Genomic DNA, 22284 nt, shown 5'->3' on the forward strand with positions numbered 1-22284 from the left:
TTGTTACGGCAAGCTTACTTCAAGCTGTTTTTCTATCTTCATCTATTACGACATCTATTAAACAAGCAGGATACCATTTAGTGCGATGCTTTGATTCCTGGACTTCAATCAACTTCCCGTTTGATTGAGTAACCCAACGCTCTATTTGCTGAAGCAATATTTTGGTTTCGTCAATGCTAGCTCTTTCCTGAGTTAATCCCGAAGTAATCAAGGCAGCAACATTTAGTAACTGAGGATAATCTATTATCTCCCATTGATTCTCGCTACCAATTAAATAGCTAACCCAAGATTCCCAATCAGGACTGTATTTCAACTTGTTTACATAAAGCAGATGCAATAGATTTAAAGTTAATTTTTGCTTACTTTTGCTCTGCGATCGCATCTAATAACCTCGCTACTGCTCCACTTTTAGTTGCCGAACCTATTTTATCTTGATAAGCCTGCAAGCGATAATAGGTTTCTTCATCAAATCTCACCGTATATTCGACTCCTATTCCCGCAGTATAGTTAACTTCACGAAAACTGGGTTGACTTGTTTGGCTTGTTTTTGATGAATCATCCACCGACTTTATTTGTCGAACAGCTTCTTTGACTAATCTAGAGCTAGGAACTTTATTTCCCGCCAGCTCTACTGCTCTTCCCCAAGCCTGACGCTGTTCTTCTGGCGACAGTTTAGCTAGAGAACGACATTGTGATTCTTTGGTGGGTAGTACATTAGTTTTGAGAACAAATTGTTCTCGTTTTAACTCCGACTTTTTGTTCTGTGGAAACGGAAAAGAATTCTCTGCTTTAAGATTTTCAACTATTTTAGCAGCAGAAATAAAATAATCAGCAGATCGCCTGGTAAAACCAAAGCGATCGCGAACGTAGGATTCAAAAGTAGCGTGAGTTTCTCGATATAATCTCTTGTCTCGCAATATTTTTAAAGCATTCCACGCAGAAAAAGAAGCCTGTTGTACGGTACGTTCTAGATTGTCTCGTTCTGCTTTTTCTGATTCTGATAGTATGCGTTCTGAAACAACACTTTTAATTACCCGCCATTCATCTTTATCATTATGTTCTACCCGATCGCCTAATTCTTTGAGTCTGTGTCTAACCTGAGAGACAGGAACCTCTAAAGACATGGCTAATTCCACAATGCAAATATAATCGTCAACTTGTGCTAGTTGAGCGAGAAGCAATTCAGATGATATCATTTTGATAATTGGATAAAAGAAAAATAGGTGTTGGCGCACCTGTTTGGGAGTGAATTACCATCTTTTCTTGTTGGCGATCGCTCCTTCTTTTATTTTTCTATCAATTGATTTGAAAGTCAATGAAATAAAAGGTTCTGAGGCAGACACACAAATTTTCGCTCCCAATTCTTCTCTTCGTGTTTGTTTTGACTTAAAAATAGTATTCTGGCGATCGCCGAATACGGTAAGATAATTTCGTTGAGCGATCGCCAGAATTAGAATGCCAGTAAATCCCAATCACTACCCCAGAAATTGGAGCAGCATAGCATTATCAGTAAAAGAAGCTGCCCATTGGCAATGTCAATGCTGCGGGAAAAAATGCTATTCTCCTGGAGAAAAACCAAGTAATCTGGGTCGTTCACAATGGACGGCAGATATATTACAAGTACATCATTTGAACCACGATCCTTCACAAAATCAGATTTCTAACCTACAAGCGGTTTGCGCTGCTTGCCACCTAAACTTACATAGAAGTAAATATAGTCCAGTTAGTCCTGGACAGTTAAAATTATTCTAAAAATCGTAGTTTGCATAGAGAGTATGCAGAAATTAGCAGAAGCTCGACATCGCTTATAACTGTAATTGTCAAGCTATTTCTAGTTCTTCGCATAGAGCAGACTCCACAGTAAAGGCTGTTCAATGGATTACTATCTTTTAACTCTAAGCCAATATATAAGTTGCAAATCTGCCATTTGATTAGATTATGTTCTTAAATAGGCTATGCAAAGGTAATATTCGATATATGGCGATTATTACGCCCCTAGTCTAAAGATAGCAATGAACAGAGAGCAACTAAAACAATTAGAAGATGATTTATGGGCTGCTGCCAATAACTTACGAGCCAATAGCGATCTCAAATCTAGTGAATATGCTACTCCCGTATTAGGCTTAATTTTCCTCAAGTTTGCTGATAATAATTATCGTCGCTACGAACAAGAAATAGAGTCTGAATATCAAAAATTAAAGGGTGGTCGTCGAGAAAAGTCAATCGTAGAAGTTGCCCTCTCTAAATGTGGTTACTATCTTCCAGATAATGCTCGTTACGATTATTTGCTCAATTTGCCTGGTTCAGAAAACATCGCCAAAAAAATCAAAGAGGCGATGGAGGCGATCGAACAATATAAACCAGAGTTAGAGGGGATTTTGCCCAAAGATGAATATTTTCCTTTAACCCGTACCGATAAAACTATTCCCGCTCAACTACTCAAAACATTTTCCGATATTCCTCGCGATGCCAAGGGGGATATGTTGGGTCAAATCTATCAATATTTCCTAGAGAAATTTGCTTTAGCAGAAGGACAGGGAGGAGGAGAATTTTTCACTCCCACTTCCGTAGTTAAGTTGATGGTAGAAATTATCGAACCTCATCGTGGAACTGTATTCGATCCTGCTTGTGGTTCGGGGGGTATGTTTGTCCAGTCGGCAAATTTTATCGAACAGCGTCTGGCTTCTCTTAACAATGAGAAATCCAACGGAGATTTATTTGTTTACGGTCAGGAAAAAACTTTGGATACTGTCAAATTGGCAAAGATGAACATTGCCGTAAATGGATTACGTGGTGATGTTCGACAGGCTAATACTTATTACGAAGATCCTTTTAATAGTTTTGGTCAGTTTGATTATATCTTGGCTAATCCTCCCTTTAACGTGGATGATGTCAGCCTTGCCAAAGTCGAACAAGATGAAAGATTTAATACCTTTGGCATTCCCCGTAAAAAAACCAAAGCTAAGAAATCCGAAAAGGGCAAAGAAACCGTACCCAATGCCAATTATTTATGGATTAATCTATTTGCCACATCCCTCAAAGATAAGGGAAGGGCAGCTTTGGTCATGGCAAATTCCGCATCGGATGCGCGACATTCAGAAGCAGAAATCAGAAAAACTCTGATTGAGAATAATCTCATCTATGGGATGCTCACTTTGTCATCTAATATGTTCTACACGGTAACGCTGCCAGCAACACTGTGGTTCTTCGATAAAGGCAAACAAGACGATCGCATTTTGTTTATTGATGCGCGAAATATTTTTACTCAAATAACCCGTAAGCTAAGAGAGTTTACGGAAGAACAGATCCAGAATATAGCGATTATTAGCAAGCTGCATAAAGGAAATCGCCAAGCTTTTATCAATTTAATAGATCGTTATTTCGATCGCGGAATGGAATTATTGCTGGAAAATCAAACTCAGATCGAACCTATTTCCGAGCAAATATTAGAAGTATTAGCAGATGAGCCTGGGCAAGCAGCCGTTAAAGATTTGGTCAGTCAATGGAAGATGCTAACTAAATTAGAAAGCCGTTATCAGGAGTATCTCAAACACGCGAAAAATCTAGCGGACATTACAGGCAAAAATAAAGCCCAGCAGGAATTAAGAACCGCCTTCGATCCTTTCTTTGCCGAACTACACCAAGGATTGAAGCAGCTAGATAAAATTGTTCGCAAACAAGAAAAAACTAAAGCCGAAGCAGCGAAAGCAGAAGGCAAGCGTAGCACTACTGACAAAGAAACCAAACAACTAAAGTCAGCTTTAGAAGCACTACATCGAGAAGTTAAAATATCCGAGAGTTTCTATAAACATATCTATTGGTTACAAGAGCGATTCCCTCAAGCTGAATATGAGGATGTAACGGGATTGTGTAAGTTGGCGACTTTAGAAGAGGTAAAAGAGCAGGATTACTCTTTAAATCCTGGGCGTTATGTGGGAGTGGTGATTGAAGAAGATGGTAAGACTGAGGAAGAATTTATTCGTGATTTGTTGATGGTAAATGATGAAATTTCAAATCTACATTCAGAGCAAAAAAAGCTTAAAAGAGTGATTGCAAAAAATTTAAAGGAGCTTATTGGTGAATAACAAGTCTTTCAAAGAAGATATTTTTAATAACTTTGCAAAGCTAAATCGAGGATTCGATCTTCCCAATCGATTGATTCAAGAAGGTAGTTATCCAGTTGTTGCTAGTACATCCATTAAAGCATGGCATAAAGAGTTCAAGGTCAAAGCTCCTGGTGTTGTAACTGGTCGTTCAGGTTCTCTAGGTACAGTTCAGTACATACAATTTGATTACTGGCCTCTTAACACTTCTTTGTACGTAAAAGATTTTAAAGGTAATTATCCGAAGTACGTATACTATTTTTTACAGACGATGCACTTAGAGAACTTTAACTCAGGTGCAGGAGTACCAACATTAAATCAAAATCATCTTCATAAACTATCAATTAAAGTTCCACCAATAGAAATACAGAAAAAAATTGCTGCTGTACTTTCCGCTTATGATGACCTAATCGATAATAACAAACACTATATTAGTTTATTAGAAAATATGGCAGAGGGAATCTACCGCGAGTGGTTTGTGCGCTTTCGTTTTCCTGGGTATCAACAAGCTAAGTTTGAAAAAGGATTTCCTTCAAGTTGGAAAGAAAAAAAGTTTGGAGAATTTTGTACTTTGAAGCGTGGTTACGATCTTCCCAATTCAAAAATAGAAGATGGTAAATATCCTGTAATTGCTTCTACTTCAATCAAGGCTTACCATAATGCTTTCAAAGCCGAGCCTCCTGTAATTACTACTGGAAGATCTGGAAGTTTAGGTACAGTTCTATTTACTAATAAGCAAAGTTGGCCATTAAACACAACTTTATATGTAAAAGACCTGAAGGGTAATTCACCTTATTATGTTTATTACACTTTAAAAAATATGGGTTTAGAGAATTTTAATTCTGGCGCAGGAGTACCAACATTAAATAGAAATCATATAAATTGTATTAAAATCCGTATTCCCGATCGCGATATTCAAAAAGAATTTCAAGCTAAATTGACACCAATTTTTAGATCGACAGAATTTTTAAAAGCTTCATCTGTCAATTTGAATGAGACAAAGAATTTGTTGCTTGGACGATTAATTTCAGGAAAATTATCAGTAGAAGATCTCGACATTCAATTTCCACCCAGTATGCTGTAATTCTGCCAGCCAATCGCCTATGGTGGTTCGCCATTGTCCAAAGGAAATGTAGAACTGCTCCAGCAGTCATTGCTACCATAGAGAAAAAGCTTAAACGCTAAACATAGAGAGTAATGGAAGTTCTAAAACTAACAACAGAGATCGATCGCACAGGACAATTAAAGCTCGATCTGCCCACTAATTTAGAGGCGGGAAAGGTAGATTTAGTAGTAATCGTCAATCCAGTTACGGATGAGAGTAAAGGACAAAATTCTTATGACTTTTCCGATCTAGAAGGAACACTTAGTTGGCAAGGCGATGCTGTAGCCACCCAAAGACAATTAAGAGATGAGTGGTAATCGTTATCTGCTAGATACCAATGCTATTGTCGCTTTACTGCAAAAAGATCCCAGCTTAATTAAATTACTGCAAAATGCAGAATGGATCGGAATTTCTGTAATTAGTCAGCTAGAATTCCTCGTCTTTACTGGCTTGACGGAAGCAGATAAACAGCTTTTTCAGCAGTTTGTACGACGGGTGGAAGTAATCGATCTCTCAAGTCAGAATAGCTTTCTTATAGAGCAAATTATTTTTATTCGCCAACAGTATCGTTTGAAGCTACCAGATGCGATTATCGCTGCTGTGGCAATACAGCATTCGGCAAAATTGGTGACTCGCGATGTTCAACTTAACAGAGTTGCCGAATTAACCGTCGTCGATTGGTAAACAAATTTCAGGGATATAAACGAGGTCGTAAAATAGGCTAATCGGGCATAATTGGGAAAAAACTACAATTAACGGTTATGCCTAACTTCATTTCTGAAGATGATATCGAACAAGCACTATTAGAACAGTTAGAAACTAAATTTAAGTTTGAATTATTAAATTGCTACACCGAAAAAGCCGATGATTTAAACGATCGCTCTAACCGTCAATCTAAAAAAGATGTTATTTTCCGAGATAGGTTAACCGCAGCCTGTATTAAATTAAATCCAGACATTCCCAGAACGGAAATAGACAAAGTTGTTGAACGGATTGCCAATCGTAGAACGGCAATGTCGGCGATCACAGCTAACCGAGAATTAGATAAATTAATTCGGGATGGGGTAGATATAGAGTTTGAAGACGAACGAGGAATCAAACAACAGGAAACAATTCGTTTAATAGATTTCGATCGTCCCCAAGTGAATAAATATTTAGCCGTATCTCAGCTTTGGATTCAATCTACAGGACAAGCAGCAAAAGCTGGCTATCGTCGCCCTGATGTAATTCTGTACGTTAATGGTTTACCTCTAGTATTCATCGAATTAAAAAATTCCAACGTCAAACTTAAGACGGCTTTTGATGACAATCTCGCCAATTATAAAAACGATATTCCTCAGTTATTTCACTGTAATGCCTTTTGTATTCTTTCCAATGCGATCGAAACTAAAGTCGGTAGCTTTACCGCAGGTTGGTCTTATTTTTTCAATTGGCTGAGAATTGATAGCGAGAAAGAGAAGGTAAACCGCCAAAAAATAGAAGCCGAGCAAACCAGTTTAGAATATGCTATTGCGGGGGTTTGCCAGCCAGCAAAACTATTAGATTATATCGAAAACTTTATTCTCTATCATCAAGAAAACAATAAAATCATCGCCCAAAATCATCAGTTCATCGGGGTTAATAATGCTTACAAACGCTTCCAAGAGCGAGATAAACACCAGGGTAAATTAGGAGTTTTTTGGCACACTCAAGGTTCTGGTAAAAGCTTTTCGATGATTTTCTATGCCAGGAAGATTTTTCGCAAACTGACAGGAAATTTCACTTTTGTTGTAGTCACAGATAGAGACGATCTTGACGGGCAAATCTATAGAAATTTCCTTAATACGGGAACGGTTAAAGCCAAAGAAGCAGCCCAGCCCAAAAATAGCCAACAGCTACGCCAGTTTCTCGGACAAAACAAACGAATTATTTTTACCCTAATTCAAAAATTTGGCTATGACAAAGGTAAAGAATATCCTCATCTAATACCAGATAGCGATCGCGCGCCATCGTCGGGGAAGCCTCATCGCGAAGTGATTGTAATTGTGGATGAAGCCCACCGCACCCAATACGAAACCCTAGCTGAAAACATGAGGAAGGGTCTAAAAGGTGCTTATTTTATTGCTTTTACGGGAACGCCATTGTTGGGCAAAGACAAAAAAACTAATAAATGGTTTGGAGATTATGTCTCAGAATACAACTTCCAGCAGGCAATGGATGATGGGGCTACCGTACCTTTATTTTATGAAAAGCGCGTCCCCGAAATTCTGATTCAAAATGAAGATCTTAATGAAGAATTTTACGAACTCATTGAAGATGAGAATCTCGACGAAGCACAGCAGGCAAAGTTAGAAAGAAAATATGCTCGTGAGATATCAGTTATTAAAAATGATGACCGCTTAGAAACCATTGCCAAAGATATTGTCTATCATTTCCCTCGTCGCGGATATTTGGGTAAAGGTATTGTCATTGCTGTTGATAAATTCACTGCGGTCAAACTCTACGATAAAGTCCAACATCATTGGAAACAAGAGAGAAAAAGACTTAGGGGGTTAATCAAAAAATCTTCTAATGAAGTAGAACAACAAAGATTTAAGAAGATTCTCGACTATATGAAAAATGTCGATATGGCAGTAGTAATCAGCAATGCCAGAGCGGATATCGACCGATTTCAAGAGCAAGGATTAAATCTCGAACCCCACGCCAAAAGATTAGAAGCTTTAGACGAACACGGACACGATCTCGAATACAATTTCAAAAACCCAAAACATCGTCTACAGCTAGTTTTTGTCTGCGCGATGTGGCTGACGGGTTTCGATGCGCCAACAGTTTCTACTTTGTATTTAGATAAACCCATGAAGGGTCATACTCTAATGCAGACTATCGCCCGCGCCAATCGCGTGTCTGACTATCAAATTGCTGGAGTGACCAAACAAAATGGAGAAATTGTAGATTACTACAACGTCTTCCGTAATATGAAAAAAGCTCTCAAGGATTATGCTCAAGGTGATGATGAATCTACTAATTCTCCAGTACAGCAAAAAACAGAATTATTCGGCTTATTAGATAATGCTTTAAGCGAAGCTACTAAATTTTGTCTCGAACATGATGTAGATTTAGACGCAATTGTATCGGAGGATAAAGTATTTAAGAACATTGGTAAGTTTAACGAATATGCCAACGCGCTTTTAAAAAAAGACGACTGGCGCAAAGCATTTAACGTTTATCACAATACAATTTCGTCTTTATACGAAGCCTGTAAACCCGAAATATTGAGACAACCACTTCGCAAAAAAATCCTCGTTATTCAATATTTAAGAGGTGTCATCGATAGCATTGTCGAACAAATAGGTCTAGCAGAAGCCAGCCAAAAGGTAGCTGAATTATTAGATGAAAGCCTAATAGTAAATAATGCCGAACATAAGCGCGATCGCAGTTTAGAATACCAAATTATTCAAACTGGTAAAACTTGGGATTTGAGTAAAATTGACTTCGATCGCTTGCGCCAAGACTTTGGTAAAGCAACATATAAAAATATTGAAATTGCCGACCTCAAAGCATTTATCGAACGAAAGCTTCAGCAAATGCTCGCTCAAAATGTCCAGAGGACTAACTTTGCTCAAAAACTACAACAAATAGTCGATCGATATAATGCGGGTGCTTCATCTACAGAGAATTACTTTGAAGACTTGATCGAATTTGCTGAAGCAATGAAAGCAGAAAGCGAGCGACATATTCGCGAAGGTCTTACCGAAGACGAACTTGAGCTATTCGATCTGCTGAAAAAATCCAGGTTAACTCAAGCAGAAGAACAAAAAGTAAAACTCGCTGCTAAATCCCTATTATCCAGACTAAAAGAAGAACATCCTAAAGTGCTAGTCCAAGATTGGTGGAAAGATAGCCAGACTCAAAAAGCAGTAGAAAATGTAGTCGAGGAAGTATTAGATCGAACCTTACCCAATAGTTACGATAAAAAACTATTTCAAGATACTCGCGATCGTATTTACAATCTCGTCTTTGATTTTTCTCAACAAGGTCGTAAATGGACAGCTTAAAAGTTTGGATAGCTGAGTTTGTATCCGTATGACATCTTCAAACACACACAAAAAAGTCAAAAAAATGAATCTCTACCACCAAGCAGGATCTAGACTTAAGCAAGAGAAGACTGCAACAGGCAAAAGACGATTATCAACAGTTATCAAATTAGCAAGAGGCAGCATTATGGCAGAAGTTAATCACAGAGAGGAAAGTAGTGGCAATGTTTTTGCTGACTTAAACATTCCCGAACCATCCCTCTACAAAGCCAAAGCGGAGTTAGCCAATCAAATTTGTACAGTTATTCAAGAGCGAAATTTAACTCAAGCTGAAGCAGCAGAGATATTGGGCATCAATCAACCTAAAGTATCGGCACTCACTAAAGGTAATCTAGATGGATTTTCTAGCGATCGCCTTTTTAAATTTCTGAATTTACTGGGTCAAGATATTGAGATTGTTATTCGTCCTCATACTGACGCACATCGAGAAGCTGGAATTAAGGTCAGCCAAGACCATCAATTACAACAAGAAGAGGAAAAGTTAAATATTGAACCTTGCAAGAAAAAATCGTTATTAGAAGTTCTAGCAAACTTAGAAGATTTTGAAGCAGATATTGGCGATATTAATGAGGATTTGTAAATATTACTTCACCAGTTTCTCTCTGTGGCTATATCTTTGCTACCGAGGTAAGAAAATTCGATATCCATAGACTCAAGAATTTGTAGGAGAGCTTCGACCTCAAGTTCTATAATCTCTGCTGCTTTATTCAAGCTGATAAGCCTGGAAACCAAAGCTCCGACTACAAAGAGAAACCTTTCTTTTTGTTCTACGTCAGAAAATATTTGCACATTGGCAGCAATTTCTTTTAAGACTTTTTTACTAACCATTAGTTGAAAGTGAGATAATTTATTCTTTAATTTTAATTGCTCCCATTTAGATGTTCTCAAGACAAGTCACAGCCGATCCCAAAAGGTAGATTTATCAATCATCGTCTCCACCGAATCACGCTCCCAATCTACGGGAGTAGGCGGATGTAGCACATAGTAAAAGGGAAAGGTTTGGTATTCATAATCAATGGTGTAAGCACCATCCCGACCATAAATAAAATTAGCCTCAAACATTTGGCGATAATCCTGAATGCACAGTTGCAGGGCGACATAACAAGCCTCATCTGCTAGAGATACTGGCTGCTCTTGTTCTAATGCCCGTTCTACCGCGTCGTAATTGAAACCTTTGGGAACTTTGACTCGAATATTACTGCATCCAACGCTCATGGCAAATAAGTTTTTAGTTGTGTATGGGACTTTAGTACGACCCAGTTTGTTAAGTAATTTAGGGCTAATAGAATTTACCCAACCTAAACTGCGGATGTAACTTTCAAGATTATAAGAGAAAACCATGAGCAAAACCCCAGATCCTGGCTTGAAAGTCAGGGTTTATAATATCGCTCATCAAAATTTTGACGGACATCAAGATTTAGGAAATTGTGTTTTATCTCAGTTAGTTCCCGATGCCCAAGATAAAATCGTTGCCGTCAAGGTCGATGATGACCTGCTACGGGCTACAGGCGATCGCGACTACAATCTCCAGGCTTATTTCTCTCAGCTAGATCGCCTCAACTTAGGCAACTGTACCGAAGTCCTCTTAGCCTCTGGTGGTACGGTATACATGAGCGAACCCGAAGTAGCAGCTCAGGTACGCGATCGCTTCTTCGCCTCTCAGCCCGACCACTGCTGTAGATACGGTTCTTTACTGGTATCGAGCTGTACCGAAGGTATTGCTAATTTAGATCGACCTATTACCGTTAAGATTGTCGATTTCGAGCATGAGAATGAGATGGAACGCAAGGTAGCCAAAGATCTGCGGGTGGGGGATTGTCACGGTAAGATTTCGCCTTGCCTGGCAAAGATCTTGGGAGGAAAAGAGAATACTCCTTTTCAATTTCGTCTGGCAAATTCTAGCCCCAATAGCCCTCTACCAGCCTTTATCGCTAAAGGGACGGTAGCTATAGACAGTAGACGCACCGAAAATCGAGGCTACGATTTAGTTCTCGATCGCAGTTCGATTAAAGGTTGGGCTAACAATACGGGACCGATGAAGGTCGCTCAGATAAATAACCAGTGGCGGTTGACCCCAAAGCCCAATCTCAACCAGCAGCAGCTTGCCGATCTCGAATATTTGCCGACTATCATACAAAACCAAGGAGTCCAGTATCAAATCGATCCCAGCGATCGCAGCTACATCCTTCAGCAGCCGAGCAAACAAGCTTTAGACGTTCTGGCACACGCCTATGATTGGGGTCGCGATCGCCTTGCCTGTGGAGTATATCAAATGCCAGAAGTAGTGTTGGGAAATAACTCCAATGCCGAGCTTCAAGATTATCGCAATTCTTGGCAGCTAACTCAGTGGTATTCTCCCCAGGCGATCGAGCAGGATATCGTTCCCGCTACCGTAGCCGAGGCTGAATATTTAAAGTCAATCCAAAATGATTATCAGCTTTTAGCTCAATACCTAGTTAAAAACCACGACCAAAAACAAAAGCTAAAAAACTTGGAAGAAGAAGAGGTTGAAGACAAAAACGAGTTCGGTCTGATTGAAGTTCTGCGTGCCGATACCAGAGGAGAATTAGCCAACCATCCCAAAATAGTTTCGTTTTGTCGCGACCAGTTACGCAAACGCTGGTTGGAACTGGCAACCAAAGGAGCTAACACCTTAGAATCGGCGATGGCTCAACCAGCCGACATTAAACCAGGTACGGTAATTGCCACGCATTTAATCAGTGGCACTGAAGTCATCGTCACCCGCTACCCTATTATTAACAAAGATAATATCCGTCGTTACGTTGTAGACAACGAGCAAATCTCCGAACTAATCGATACTAGAGGATGCGTTTTTATCAATCCCGACGATGCCATGAGATATCACCAGTGCGACTTTGATGGCGACCAGTTAGTTTGTACTCCCTGCGATCTGCTTCCTACCATTGCTGCCGAGACACGCACCGCACGAGTGCAGTTAGATGCGGAAGGTAACGACATCAACCGAGACTTTAATCCTGTAGTTAAGAAGCAGAAAAAAGCCTACCCTCAGTCCGATCTCAAACACATGGCACTAGCTGTCAGGTTAAATTCTATCGGTCGCATAGCCAACGCCATCGGTAGAGTTAATTGTTCTCAGCCTAATCCCGACGCTGACATTCAAGACCAGCAGTATTTTGTAAAATTCAAGCGAGAATTGATGGATGTTCTATTCGATTCGTTGCAAGTAGAGGTAGACAGTCCCAAATCATCGTCTCGCTACACAGATTACTATCCAGACTTAAATAGACGACTTAACAGTCAGGCTTTTGCTCTACCTTTTTTCGATTTCAAACAGGACGATCGGGTATTTAGCTCTGCCCCGATGCCAGTACCCGAAAATGGTTCGGTGGTAGATATCTTACCCCGTCACATCAACCAGATTTGGGAAAGCTGCGAGCTAAAAGAGATGCCCGTCAGTCAATACAAGCACCTGTTACAAAATCAGGATAGTAATTTAGATGACACTGCCAAAGCTGCGATCGCTCGATTGTCATCAAACATTCTCCAGCAATACAACGACAACGTAAAACTTATCGTTCGAGAGAAAGTTAGCGATTCTCAACAGATTAAAGAAAGATTTGCCAGAACTTACGCGGAAATCAAAGAACAAATCATGACGGCTCAACTAAGTAGTGTAGCCAAAGATGAACTGGCTGCTACTCTCTGGCAAAAACAACACAACAATAGTTCGGAAACTTCTTGCCGTCGTAAGTGTATCAATATTTGTCGTCACTTCGATCCGAGTATCTACACCTATCAAAAGGAAAAACACCAATACAGACGCGATCTAATTAAAGACCAGCCTGCCTATATCGTCGAAGCTCCCTTTGAATCTAGTCTCTTTGCCAGCCAGGGCAGAAAAGACTGTGCCGTCTACATCAAGGAAATGTTGGATGCTCAAAGTCAAGACTTCGAGGCTACGGTTCATCCCAGTAAACCTTGTGTAGTGTTTGCCATTAAAAATATAGCTCCCCATGTCAAGCAGTTATTCGAGCCTTTTCACGATCCCCAGACTGCTCGCCACCACGATCTTATCGATCTCAAACAAGCTAGACAGAGTCTATTTAATAGCGATCGCCAGCTGTACAACAAACTGTTCACCTTCACTTCAGGCACTAAGAAATACAACCCATTAAGTATCGTTGCCCCCAGACACATGAACTGGTTGATGGGTCAGACAAGCCGTAAAGCTTCTCTAGTCTTTTCCGTACTGCCAGAAAGAGTCTCTCAGGCTTTGGGACGGGAGATAAGCCAGGTTCAATTACTGGGTAAGGATAAAAATGCCTACGCCCAACACGACTTTAACTCTGCCTATTACCAGGGTCGCCAACTTAACTTTTTCGTTTCGACCTTTAACGACCCCAACTCAGACCGTCATGGAGATCCGATGGTTTATATGCAGAACCCTGGAGACGGCAACTACTATTCTTTGGGAATGTTCGCCCAAGATTCTAATAAACTTCCTGTCTCGGCTAACTTCAAAGCTCAGGCAACCTCCGATGGTAAAACTGTAGAACTCTCGATCGAGCCTGGTTCGATTATCGTTCCCCATAAAGAACTACCAAAAAGTCCGAAAAAGTTACGCAGTAAAGCTCGTCGCCGAGAAGTAGCAACCACTCAAAGGAGCAACCAAGATCGCATAAGTTCAATTCTTAATAAACGCCGAGAATACCGCAAAAGCTTGCCAAAACAGCAAAGGCAGATTCAAAGCGATCGCCCTGACGATCCCCAACCAGATCGCAATCAGCTAGAGATTTAAATAATTTAACAACCTCAAACAATTAACAACATCATGGTTTACAGCAAAAGAAAAAATAATCGCATTCAAGACCCGAACCAAATTAATTACGTCAAAAGTATTTTAGAAGCTTCGGTGCAGCAGTGTCAGCAGGGGGGGATGTACGCCCCAGAAATATATATTGCTACAGCTCAAAGAATAGCTGATACCTACTCTCTTCAGGACAGTAACTATCCCCGCGTTACTTTTAACGCCAAAGAGCAACAGCTTAAGGGTCAACAAAACTCCGTTCCCGAACTCACCGCCAGCATTGGCGATCGCACCAGCACCAGTTATTTTCTCATCAAAGACTCTCTACCCCAGGGAACGAAAGCCAGTCCAGAACAGCTAACTCATCTGCGTCCCGATGTAGTCTCGGCTCGTATTGCTACCAATCTCGGTATCGTTCAATCCCCACTTACAACTTCTGCAACCATACCATCGATAAATTCGGGAGTACCCAGTACTGCACCAGTCCAAACTAGAACTGTGCCTTCTCAAGCTATGCCTGGAGCAATACCGACTTCTCACGCACCAACTATGTCTAAAGCTCAGGCGATGGCTCAAACTATTGCCCCAGAAACTCCTCAACCTAAAAACCCTACTCCTATCAATTCAGCAGTGGCTGGTCTTGCTGCCTTGGCTACACCTTCTCAGGCAAATACTCAGAATCCTCCTACTTTTATCGAAGAGAATAACTTTGCACTCAATAATAGTAGTAATGCACCTATAGCCGAGCGAATTCCCAATGCTAACGTAACTGCTCCTTCTATATCGCCCGTTCCTCAACAGCGCGATTATTCAAGCGGACTCAGGTTCCGCGAATCTCGCGCTCAGCCCAATCCCATCCACAACCCTCTAATAGCGAAGGCAATAAAAGCTAACAATCCAAACTTACAAACTGCGGGCAACCTCAATCAAAATATTGGCAAGGCTCTCAAAGATATGGCTAAAGGAGAAGTCAATCCCATACAGCTTTATGGCGATACTTTAAATATCATTGGCAGCTTCATCAACGGTATTCCCGCAGGAATTCAGGAAGCTCGGTTAAAAAGTATTGCTCGACAGATGAAGCTGATTGAAGAAAAAAAAATGGCGATCGATCTCAAAATGGATCGAGTAGGAGATGATTTTATAGCTTCAGAGCCTAAACTACCCTTAGCTAATACAGATGTTTTTAATACATCAGTTCCCAAGCCCGAAACCAAGTTTAAAAATACTGTTCCTGCTTCTATTAGTCCTACCACACCAGCACCATCCAAATCAGAACCCGCAGATACGGCGATCGATAAACTTCTAAAATCTAACGCATCCCTCGATGAAAAGCTCGATGCGATCGAAAAAACCCTCGACAAGATGTTGGAAGAATTAATTAAGATCGAAAAAAATCTCGAAACAATTCAAGCATCCCTCGAATCTAATTCTCCCGAACAAACAGACCTATCATCTACCCTAACACCTCAGCCTAGTCCAGAAGATATGGTTATAGAAACCGAGGCTAAGACTGAAGTAGAAGTGGTAGCCAACGATTATATGGCAGAAGTACCTGTTAGGACTGAAATAGAGACAGACATTATTGCCGAGGCGAGAACCGAAACTGAAGCTGCCGAAGAAGTCGAAGTACCAGAAACAACGGTCGATTCAGCACCAGATTATGACATAGATAGAGAAATGGTCGATCTAATCTCCAGTTACGAAGGAGATCTAGACCAACTCAACCATCGCCTAAAAGTCCATAAGCTGCAAATTAATTTGTCAGAAGACAGACAACGGCTATCAGTTTCTGAGATAGGCAATGGCGTGGCTTTTTCAGTGTTTGAAGCTCAGGCAGATAGCGAGGGCTGGAAAGTATCGAGTGAGATAAATGATTCTGCCAAACTGGACATCTTAGAACGTTTTGTAGAAGCAGAAGAAGCGGTTCTATCCAACGTTACAAACCATCCAGAACAATTACCAGAGCCAGAAAAATCAAATAAAGAAGAACCTTCTCTGTTTCTGTAAATAAAACCAGTTAATGTCCTCTCGTTGTTACTTTAAGCATATTTAAGTGTAAATGAAAGCATCTGCCTGTAGCTCAAGCAAGCTACAATTCCACCATTTATTCAATAGTTCAAAACCATTTAGAGAAGCATAGGTTATCGCAAAATTACCATTGGTTGTTTTTAATTTTTAAGCTCCAGAAATATTGTTTCTACATAAAAAATAATCAATTCGGGTAGTTAGCAACAAAAATTCGGCATTAGTAAATGCCTGCATTTCACAGCTTATTGGCTAAATCTTCGATAACCTTCTTACAAAGTTCTCCCTGCTCTTTGCTGACTTGAATTTTTTGCCCATATACTTCATATACTCTTTGATCTGCAATTTCATTTAAAGGTAATCCTTGATTTGCAGCTACAACTCCCGCACTGTTAAAATCTCTCAATTCAAATACATATTTTGTCTGAAAGTCATCAAAAAGCAGAGGAGTAGTTCCATTAGAATAGTTACTAAATCTAGCAGGGTCTTTTTCGTATTCTCTATACATTGCATTTGCTGTTGCCTCAGATAAAGCTTTGAATGCATGTGCTGCTCCTACTCTCTGAGTAAATCGATTTCCAAGAAGAAGATGTATTATCGGTCTTCTCATATTATTTTTGTTCAATCTAGCTGAAAAAGTATAGTTACCGTATACTGGGTGAATTTGTCCTGATCCATAGATAAGATTGAACAAGGCTGATATTGCTACCCTGGAGGAATCATCAGCATTGATAGGTATAATCAACCTTTCCCCTGATATGATTGCTATTTGCGTATAGATTGAAAAACTAGGATTTGTATCAATGAAATAAATAGTTTCTCTATCTTCATTTATGGGATTGTCTGTAACTCTTTTAATAATTGAATGAACTTGTTCCCAAGGTTTATCAGCTTGAGACAAAGGTGTAGCATTAGCTCTACCTGCAAGTAATGGCGCAATAAGCTCTAAATTTCCATCTCCACATAAAAGAAAAAGATTGCCTGGAAGATGCTCATTATTGTCATTGACTTTTACTAAGAATTCGCTCAAGTTTTGTGTTGAATAATTATTGAGAATAGAATCCGTCATGTACCCAACAACACTTTTGGGAGTTCCTTCAGAGATTAATTGTTCTACTTTTTCCTCTCCCATATTCCCCCCACCTAGAAGCATCATTGAAACATTGGCTTGAGGACACATATCAACAACCACAACATCCTTATTCGGATTTTTTGCCGCATAGACACTGGCAAGATGGAAGCATATAGTACTCTTTCCTACTCCGCCTTTGTTGTTCCAAATAACATAACTTTTAGATTTCATTCCATCTCCTGATAACAATTGCTACCCCCTAGCTTTCCCCAAACAAAGTCTGAAATATCCTTGTTCAATAGAAATCGCTTAGTTATGAAAGCAAAAAATGACCTTTTGAGTGTTCTATATTAGACTGTATGCACCGACTGGCAAAGATAAACAAAAATACCTCGCCTCTAAATAAGATAAGAGATAGCTCAAAGCTGAAATAAATTCTAATCTGGATACACTAGATAAAATGCTCAAATAATGACGAAGGAAGAGGTTTGGCGGAATGTCAGTCAAATTGTTGCTGAGTATCCACTACTAGAGTGCGATCGCTGCGCTATTTCGGTGATGAACTGGCTGAGGGATAATGAGATAGAGGGAAAAATTCTGAGGTTAAGAACTAAAAGACGAAGTGAGGTTTTTATTATTAGCGATCGCTATGGAAGCAGTGAATCTATCACAGAAAATGGTATTCATTATGGTGTAGAGGTTTTTGGCAAGGTATTTGATAATCTTTCTACAGAAGGCTTATCGAGACAGGATTGGTTAAATGATTTTCACTCCCGTAGCAATAAGTTCATCATCGATGAATTAACGTCTTTGTAAGTTATTAGAAAGTAGTTGTATGAGCGATTTATTTGAAGTTTTAGAAAAAATTGAAAAATCTCCAGGGATGTATATTGGTCGTCCTTCAGTCAGCGACTTGTTTATGTTTATTGTCGGTTATGAATTTGCTCGTAGTGAAATGGATATCGAGCTGACTGAAGCTGAGAACAAGTTCTATGAAGAGTTTCAGCCTTGGTTACAGGAAAAACTAGAAGTAAAATCGGTTACTTCCTGGGCAAAGTTAATTATGCTTTCTTGTCACGATGAAAAAATAGGCTTTGAATCTTTTTATCGTTTATTAGCTGAGTTTAAACAAGATATTGGTTTAGCTGGAACAGAGACAGATCTAAAAGTAAAAGTGTAGCGACAATAAAACTACTGTCATATCCCCTCGTACTAAGGTACGATTTTGCCGAACAAAAGTTGCGATCGCTATATACCAAATAACGATTGAAGACAAGTCAAATCTTAGGGCTACTAAGGTTGGCTCGTCGTTATTTTAGGTACATAAGAAATACACAAACAACTAAACTACAATTTTTAAGCAAATGACTATTTCATTCCAAACCCAAACCTCAAGAACTAAAAAACCATACTCCAAGCAATTCCTGTCTAGTTTCCGCATCGAAGAGAAAGACTTAATCTTTGTAGTTGGCGGTATCGGCATGGCTATTTATCTTGCAGTTACAGACCTGGCTTTACTAGTTACTATTCTGGCAAGCTTTGCCGTAGCAGGAAGCCTATACTTTATCTCCGCCTGTCTGCCTCTGGTTTCTAAAAAACTCAATTTCAGAATCTCTATCTGGCATCTACTTACAGTCGTCTGTGGTTTAACCTTAGCCTTTAGTGCTTGGCAACCATCTCACGCTCTATTCCTAACTGGATTGGAAGAGGCTATTGACGGACTGGTAGCTAGTGGCGGTGTTGGAAGTATCAGTACTGCCCAAATTGACACATTATTTACGTTTATTCGGATTGCTTTAATTCTGGTCGGACTTGGCGGTGGTTTCGCAGCTTGGCAACAACAGCAGCAGGGACAAAGTATGACCCCCATCATTATGTTTGTCGGCGGTCTATTCGGTATTGTTCTGGCGATCGACATTATGACTGCGGTAATTGCTACAGGCACGTAGAGTCTGGTTTCTATTTCTTGGTGCGCTTTTGAATTGAGTACAACCCGAAAGGCTAATCGCTAAAAACTATTTAATCCCCAACGTATTCTAAAAATTAAACTACCGCAAAGTTATGGAAGTTCCAGAACTAATCTCCATTAACTCCTCATTAAATCGCAAAGCCAAATTCTTCGGCTTCTTGCCCATATCTCAAGTAATGCCGATCGGAGTAATTGCCTTTCTTAGCTTTTTAATTGTGGGAGCATCGGGGGGAAAAGACAAGCACTTTGGCATGATGTTTGGTTTCATGACGGGTACTTGGCTCCTGGCTACAGGATCTCACCCCCACTACATGACCGATAGGATGCGTCCTTTACCTGGTAAAAACTGGGCATACAATAAACTGCCTTATGTTTCTCCCATACCCGAACATCGTTCAGCGGAACTGCGATCGCTCATTAAGGATGAAGAACTGACTTTAAAACCTCAATACACTGTCGAAATGGCTCAGAACGGAAAAAAAGAAGTCTACCCAGCCTTCATTAGATTTCAGCACCTAATTTCACTCATCAAATACAGCCAGAGCGGAAAAGACCGTGGTGCGCTATTTCTCAAAAACGGTCAACAATACCAAATTGTGTTTTGTTTCAAATTGACTCCCTGGCATACTAGCTTTACACCCCAGCAGGCACGAAAATACTGGGAGGCTACAGAAACAGCAGCGAAGGAGATTTTACCAGGGGAATCATTGACCTTTTACTGCGAAAAATACGCCTCGGACATCGAACGTATTGCCCGACTTAGTGAGGTAATTAACAATTGCGATTCCGACGGTGTGGCTCTGCTGGCAGAATCAGAACTGGGCAGAACTCAATCTTTAACGGCTCAGGGTTTAAGACAGAACTCGAGCTTTACTGTAACCTGCACCTACAGCTTTACTCGTGGTGGCGATGTCGGGACAGATTTTGTCTCGACCCTGATTCGGATGGGTAATAAATTGCTATCTACCGCCACGGGGGATAAAGCTCAACTACAGCAAGACTTTTACGCTGAATCATTAGAATCTGCCTACGCTCAAGGATTTCTCATTTGGCAGTCCCTACTAAAAACGGCCTGGAAACTAGATGTCAAACCTCTGAGCTTAGAAGATACCTGGAGTCATCTCTGGTATCAGTTTAATTCCCGTTCGACTAAGCCCGAACCCATACCCAATTACTGGACTTGGGATGGTAGAGAATTTGGCGAAGTAGTAAATCGCCCAGTCCATCCTCTGTCGATTCTTTCCCAAGGAGTAACCCATACCCGCTCTACTCCCCAGCACAATCAGCGTCAAGATGAAATTGTCCTGCCCGGTCGTCAGCAAATCTGTGGCGTGATGACCATTGAAGAAATCTCCCGACGCAAACTAACCAAACTAGAGCAGTTAACTCACTTGTTTGAAGTTATCGAAAACGATGACGTAATTAATACCGAATTTGTCATCCAGCTCAACACCGTATCTTCTCAAGCCCTGGATCGACAGCTAGAACAGACTATTGCCCAAGCCAACTCTGCCAAATTAATGGCAGAAGAGAGTGCTATCGGTCGAGATGTCAAGTCAGAAGAATTACTAAAAGAATCTTTTGAAGCACAAAAACTAGTAGGTGGTGGCGGAGCGGGTATCTACCTGTCATTTATAGCTAAAGTCTATCGGCAAGACCGTAAAACTCTCGATGAAGCTTGTGCCGAACTCAGTCGTAAATTTAACAGTAACCTCAAGCGACAGGATAGTGCCGTGTGGGCATTGTGGCTGGAAACCTTACCTATAACTATTGGCAGAATCCTACAAAAAACCAGTATTGTCGAAGACCGTCGGATTAAAGTTGATAACATTTCCTACTACCGCTATTTACCAAATGTCGCACCCGAAGACGTACACGATGACGGTATCGAACTAATTGCCAAAGGGGGCAAACCCATCTATCTCGACCTACACCGTAAAGATACCCTGCGGGGACTGATTATAGGCGAGTCTGGTTCGGGTAAATCGGTTCTGGCTTGGCGAGTAATCCTTGATTTTCTGGTTAATAACATTCCCGTCATCGGTATGGACTCAGCTGTTGGGGGTAATAGCAGCTTCCGCTGGGCAATCAAAATGCTTAAGGGGGCGCATATCGATATTAGCCGCAACTCTAGCAATATCGTCGAGCCTCCAGACCTGAGACTATACAAAGATGATGACTACAAAACCAGATTTAACCAGTGGAAAGGAACGGTTAAAAATACTCTGACCAACTACATCATGTTTGGTATCGACGACCCCAAACTAACTCAACGAGTCGAAAATCTGGTGGTCGCTACTACGGAAAAATTTATCAACGACAACAAAATTAGAAGGCGCATCAATCAAGCTTTTAACGCGGGTTTTGGTTCGGCTGAATGGGAAAAAATTCCCACACTAATCGATTGGCTAAAATTCTGTACCAAAGAAAAGCTCAATCTGCGTAACTTTGAGGAACTCGATAAACAAGCCATCAATCAAATTCAGACTCAAATTACTACCCTTCTTAGCTCTAGTTTGGGAGATACGGTAGGTCGTCCCAGCACCTTTGACCCCCAAAGTCGCATTAAGTTTTTTACCATTGTCAATCTAGACTCGGAAAGAGACCAGGTATTAATTGCCCAGACTATTCAAAGCACCTGCGTCCGTCTGGCACTACAGTATCCCAAATCTTTAATTGTCGGGGATGAAATTGCCGATTTGCTGAAAAAAGGTGGCTTTGCCCAAACCTGGGGAGCGATGCACGCCATGGCTCGTAAATCTGGCATTTCTCTACTTACTATCAGTCAGAACGTTGAAGAAATTCAAAAGTGCACCGCAGCAGCTGATATTCTCAAAAATATTTCCTTCAAGCTGATTGGCAGAATCACTACCGATGGGGCAACTAGCCTGGTTGAAGCCTTAAAATATCCCGACTTGGTTTACGAAAACTCGACAAAAGCCTTCAAAACCGATAAGGAAAAAGGCTGCTCCCACTGGCTTTTAGAAATTCAAAACCAATTTTGGCAGACGCGGTTTTATCCCTCTCCCTCCAACCTGGCGATAGTGGCCAACGGTAGTAACGAAGTCAGAGTTCGCACTCAAATTATGAATCGGGCGATCGCCAATCGGACGAGTCGCTGGGAAGCGTTAGAACAGTATGCCCA

At 40.5% G+C, this 22284-nt stretch carries 19 protein-coding genes; 13 read left to right on the forward strand and 6 right to left on the reverse strand.

The features are described from left to right. Positions 1 to 19: 19 nt before the first annotated feature. From KV40_RS29705 to KV40_RS35435, 3 genes are read right to left on the reverse strand one after another with little or no spacing between them, the layout of a single operon-like run. Positions 20 to 313 (reverse strand): hypothetical protein, encoded by a 294-nt coding sequence (locus KV40_RS29705; RefSeq protein ID WP_156114243.1) that lies wholly within the window; start codon positions 311 to 313, stop codon positions 20 to 22. A gap of 46 nt (positions 314 to 359) precedes the next feature. Continuing rightward, on the reverse strand, positions 360 to 1196 hold the full coding sequence (locus KV40_RS32795; protein WP_156114244.1) for a hypothetical protein: 837 nt from the start codon (positions 1194 to 1196) through the stop codon (positions 360 to 362). 54 nt (positions 1197 to 1250) lie between these two features. Continuing rightward, on the reverse strand, positions 1251 to 1472 hold the full coding sequence (locus KV40_RS35435; RefSeq protein ID WP_156114245.1) for a hypothetical protein: 222 nt from the start codon (positions 1470 to 1472) through the stop codon (positions 1251 to 1253). Between KV40_RS35435 and KV40_RS29715 the strand changes: the two genes are divergently transcribed. The 7 genes from KV40_RS29715 to KV40_RS29745 all read left to right on the forward strand — a co-directional run bounded on the left by KV40_RS29715 (position 1456) and on the right by KV40_RS29745 (position 9861). Next, positions 1456 to 1752 (forward strand): HNH endonuclease, encoded by a 297-nt coding sequence (locus tag KV40_RS29715; RefSeq protein ID WP_036488898.1) that lies wholly within the window; start codon positions 1456 to 1458, stop codon positions 1750 to 1752. The two genes, KV40_RS35435 and KV40_RS29715, sit on opposite strands and share 17 nt — an antisense overlap. 260 nt (positions 1753 to 2012) lie before the next feature. Then, complete coding sequence (locus KV40_RS29720) at positions 2013 to 4085, forward strand: class I SAM-dependent DNA methyltransferase (RefSeq protein WP_036488901.1); 2073 nt, start codon at positions 2013 to 2015, stop codon at positions 4083 to 4085. Further along, the gene (locus tag KV40_RS29725) at positions 4078 to 5187 is read left to right on the forward strand and encodes a restriction endonuclease subunit S (protein ID WP_036488904.1); all 1110 of its coding nucleotides are present in this window, start codon (positions 4078 to 4080) and stop codon (positions 5185 to 5187) included. Before KV40_RS29720 ends, KV40_RS29725 begins: the two co-directional genes overlap by 8 nt. A gap of 113 nt (positions 5188 to 5300) precedes the next feature. Next, a complete protein-coding gene (locus tag KV40_RS29730) occupies positions 5301 to 5525 on the forward strand; it encodes a hypothetical protein (RefSeq protein WP_036488907.1) in 225 nt (74 codons plus the stop codon). Further along, on the forward strand, positions 5515 to 5892 hold the full coding sequence (locus KV40_RS29735; protein ID WP_036488909.1) for a type II toxin-antitoxin system VapC family toxin: 378 nt from the start codon (positions 5515 to 5517) through the stop codon (positions 5890 to 5892). The genes KV40_RS29730 and KV40_RS29735 overlap by 11 nt, the downstream gene beginning before the upstream one ends. Positions 5893 to 5969: 77 nt before the next feature. Then, the gene (locus KV40_RS29740; RefSeq protein ID WP_036488912.1) at positions 5970 to 9242 is read left to right on the forward strand and encodes a type I restriction endonuclease subunit R; all 3273 of its coding nucleotides are present in this window, start codon (positions 5970 to 5972) and stop codon (positions 9240 to 9242) included. A 28-nt stretch (positions 9243 to 9270) separates the two neighbouring features. Beyond that, on the forward strand, positions 9271 to 9861 hold the full coding sequence (locus KV40_RS29745; protein WP_253274425.1) for a helix-turn-helix domain-containing protein: 591 nt from the start codon (positions 9271 to 9273) through the stop codon (positions 9859 to 9861). 8 nt (positions 9862 to 9869) lie between these two features. On the opposite strand, the gene KV40_RS29750 is transcribed toward KV40_RS29745, so the two are convergent. Next, complete coding sequence (locus KV40_RS29750) at positions 9870 to 10109, reverse strand: hypothetical protein (RefSeq protein WP_036488915.1); 240 nt, start codon at positions 10107 to 10109, stop codon at positions 9870 to 9872. A gap of 66 nt (positions 10110 to 10175) precedes the next feature. After that, complete coding sequence (locus KV40_RS29755; protein WP_036488917.1) at positions 10176 to 10622, reverse strand: hypothetical protein; 447 nt, start codon at positions 10620 to 10622, stop codon at positions 10176 to 10178. Between KV40_RS29755 and KV40_RS29760 the strand changes: the two genes are divergently transcribed. Both KV40_RS29760 and KV40_RS29765 read left to right on the forward strand, forming a co-directional pair. Then, positions 10621 to 14061, forward strand: coding sequence for a hypothetical protein (locus KV40_RS29760; RefSeq protein ID WP_036488920.1), 3441 nt, complete (start codon positions 10621 to 10623; stop codon positions 14059 to 14061). The genes KV40_RS29755 and KV40_RS29760 overlap by 2 nt on opposite strands. A gap of 33 nt (positions 14062 to 14094) precedes the next feature. Further along, positions 14095 to 16080, forward strand: a complete 1986-nt coding sequence (locus KV40_RS29765) for a hypothetical protein (protein WP_036488923.1) — start codon at positions 14095 to 14097, stop codon at positions 16078 to 16080. A 256-nt stretch (positions 16081 to 16336) separates the two neighbouring features. Here the strand turns inward: KV40_RS29765 and KV40_RS29770 are convergent, their stop codons facing one another. Then, positions 16337 to 17401: a ParA family protein gene (locus tag KV40_RS29770; RefSeq protein ID WP_036488926.1), complete on the reverse strand. Its 1065-nt coding sequence runs from the start codon at positions 17399 to 17401 to the stop codon at positions 16337 to 16339. Between the two features lie 240 nt (positions 17402 to 17641). Here KV40_RS29770 and KV40_RS29775 point away from each other — a divergent pair, with 240 nt between their 5' ends. From KV40_RS29775 to KV40_RS29790, 4 genes are all read left to right on the forward strand, one after another. Next, on the forward strand, positions 17642 to 17986 hold the full coding sequence (locus KV40_RS29775; protein ID WP_036488928.1) for a papain fold toxin domain-containing protein: 345 nt from the start codon (positions 17642 to 17644) through the stop codon (positions 17984 to 17986). A gap of 19 nt (positions 17987 to 18005) precedes the next feature. Continuing rightward, positions 18006 to 18350 (forward strand): hypothetical protein, encoded by a 345-nt coding sequence (locus tag KV40_RS29780; RefSeq protein WP_036488930.1) that lies wholly within the window; start codon positions 18006 to 18008, stop codon positions 18348 to 18350. Positions 18351 to 18534: 184 nt separating this feature from the next. Then, the gene (locus KV40_RS29785) at positions 18535 to 19119 is read left to right on the forward strand and encodes a hypothetical protein (protein ID WP_156114246.1); all 585 of its coding nucleotides are present in this window, start codon (positions 18535 to 18537) and stop codon (positions 19117 to 19119) included. A 112-nt stretch (positions 19120 to 19231) separates the two neighbouring features. Further along, a partial coding sequence (locus KV40_RS29790) for a hypothetical protein (protein ID WP_052056089.1) occupies positions 19232 to 22284 on the forward strand: 3053 nt, incomplete at its 3' end.

It is taken from the genome of Myxosarcina sp. GI1, from assembly GCF_000756305.1.
Lineage (GTDB): Bacteria > Cyanobacteriota > Cyanobacteriia > Cyanobacteriales > Xenococcaceae > Myxosarcina.

What these genes read in the sequence shown, in the direction of transcription:
- KV40_RS29715 (WP_036488898.1), top strand. Translation starts at nt 1,456, where the DNA reads ATGCCAGTAAATCCCAATCACTACCCCAGAAATTGGAGCAGCATAGCA.
- KV40_RS29735 (WP_036488909.1), top strand. Translation starts at nt 5,515, where the DNA reads ATGAGTGGTAATCGTTATCTGCTAGATACCAATGCTATTGTCGCTTTA.
- KV40_RS29740 (WP_036488912.1), top strand. Translation starts at nt 5,970, where the DNA reads ATGCCTAACTTCATTTCTGAAGATGATATCGAACAAGCACTATTAGAA.
- KV40_RS29775 (WP_036488928.1), top strand. Translation starts at nt 17,642, where the DNA reads ATGACGAAGGAAGAGGTTTGGCGGAATGTCAGTCAAATTGTTGCTGAG.
- KV40_RS29765 (WP_036488923.1), top strand. Translation starts at nt 14,095, where the DNA reads ATGGTTTACAGCAAAAGAAAAAATAATCGCATTCAAGACCCGAACCAA.
- KV40_RS29785 (WP_156114246.1), top strand. Translation starts at nt 18,535, where the DNA reads ATGACTATTTCATTCCAAACCCAAACCTCAAGAACTAAAAAACCATAC.
- KV40_RS29730 (WP_036488907.1), top strand. Translation starts at nt 5,301, where the DNA reads ATGGAAGTTCTAAAACTAACAACAGAGATCGATCGCACAGGACAATTA.
- KV40_RS29780 (WP_036488930.1), top strand. Translation starts at nt 18,006, where the DNA reads ATGAGCGATTTATTTGAAGTTTTAGAAAAAATTGAAAAATCTCCAGGG.
- KV40_RS29745 (WP_253274425.1), top strand. Translation starts at nt 9,271, where the DNA reads ATGACATCTTCAAACACACACAAAAAAGTCAAAAAAATGAATCTCTAC.
- KV40_RS29755 (WP_036488917.1), bottom strand. Translation starts at nt 10,622, where the DNA reads ATGGTTTTCTCTTATAATCTTGAAAGTTACATCCGCAGTTTAGGTTGG.
- KV40_RS29770 (WP_036488926.1), bottom strand. Translation starts at nt 17,401, where the DNA reads ATGAAATCTAAAAGTTATGTTATTTGGAACAACAAAGGCGGAGTAGGA.
- KV40_RS29760 (WP_036488920.1), top strand. Translation starts at nt 10,621, where the DNA reads ATGAGCAAAACCCCAGATCCTGGCTTGAAAGTCAGGGTTTATAATATC.
- KV40_RS29750 (WP_036488915.1), bottom strand. Translation starts at nt 10,109, where the DNA reads ATGGTTAGTAAAAAAGTCTTAAAAGAAATTGCTGCCAATGTGCAAATA.
- KV40_RS29720 (WP_036488901.1), top strand. Translation starts at nt 2,013, where the DNA reads ATGAACAGAGAGCAACTAAAACAATTAGAAGATGATTTATGGGCTGCT.
- KV40_RS32795 (WP_156114244.1), bottom strand. Translation starts at nt 1,196, where the DNA reads ATGATATCATCTGAATTGCTTCTCGCTCAACTAGCACAAGTTGACGAT.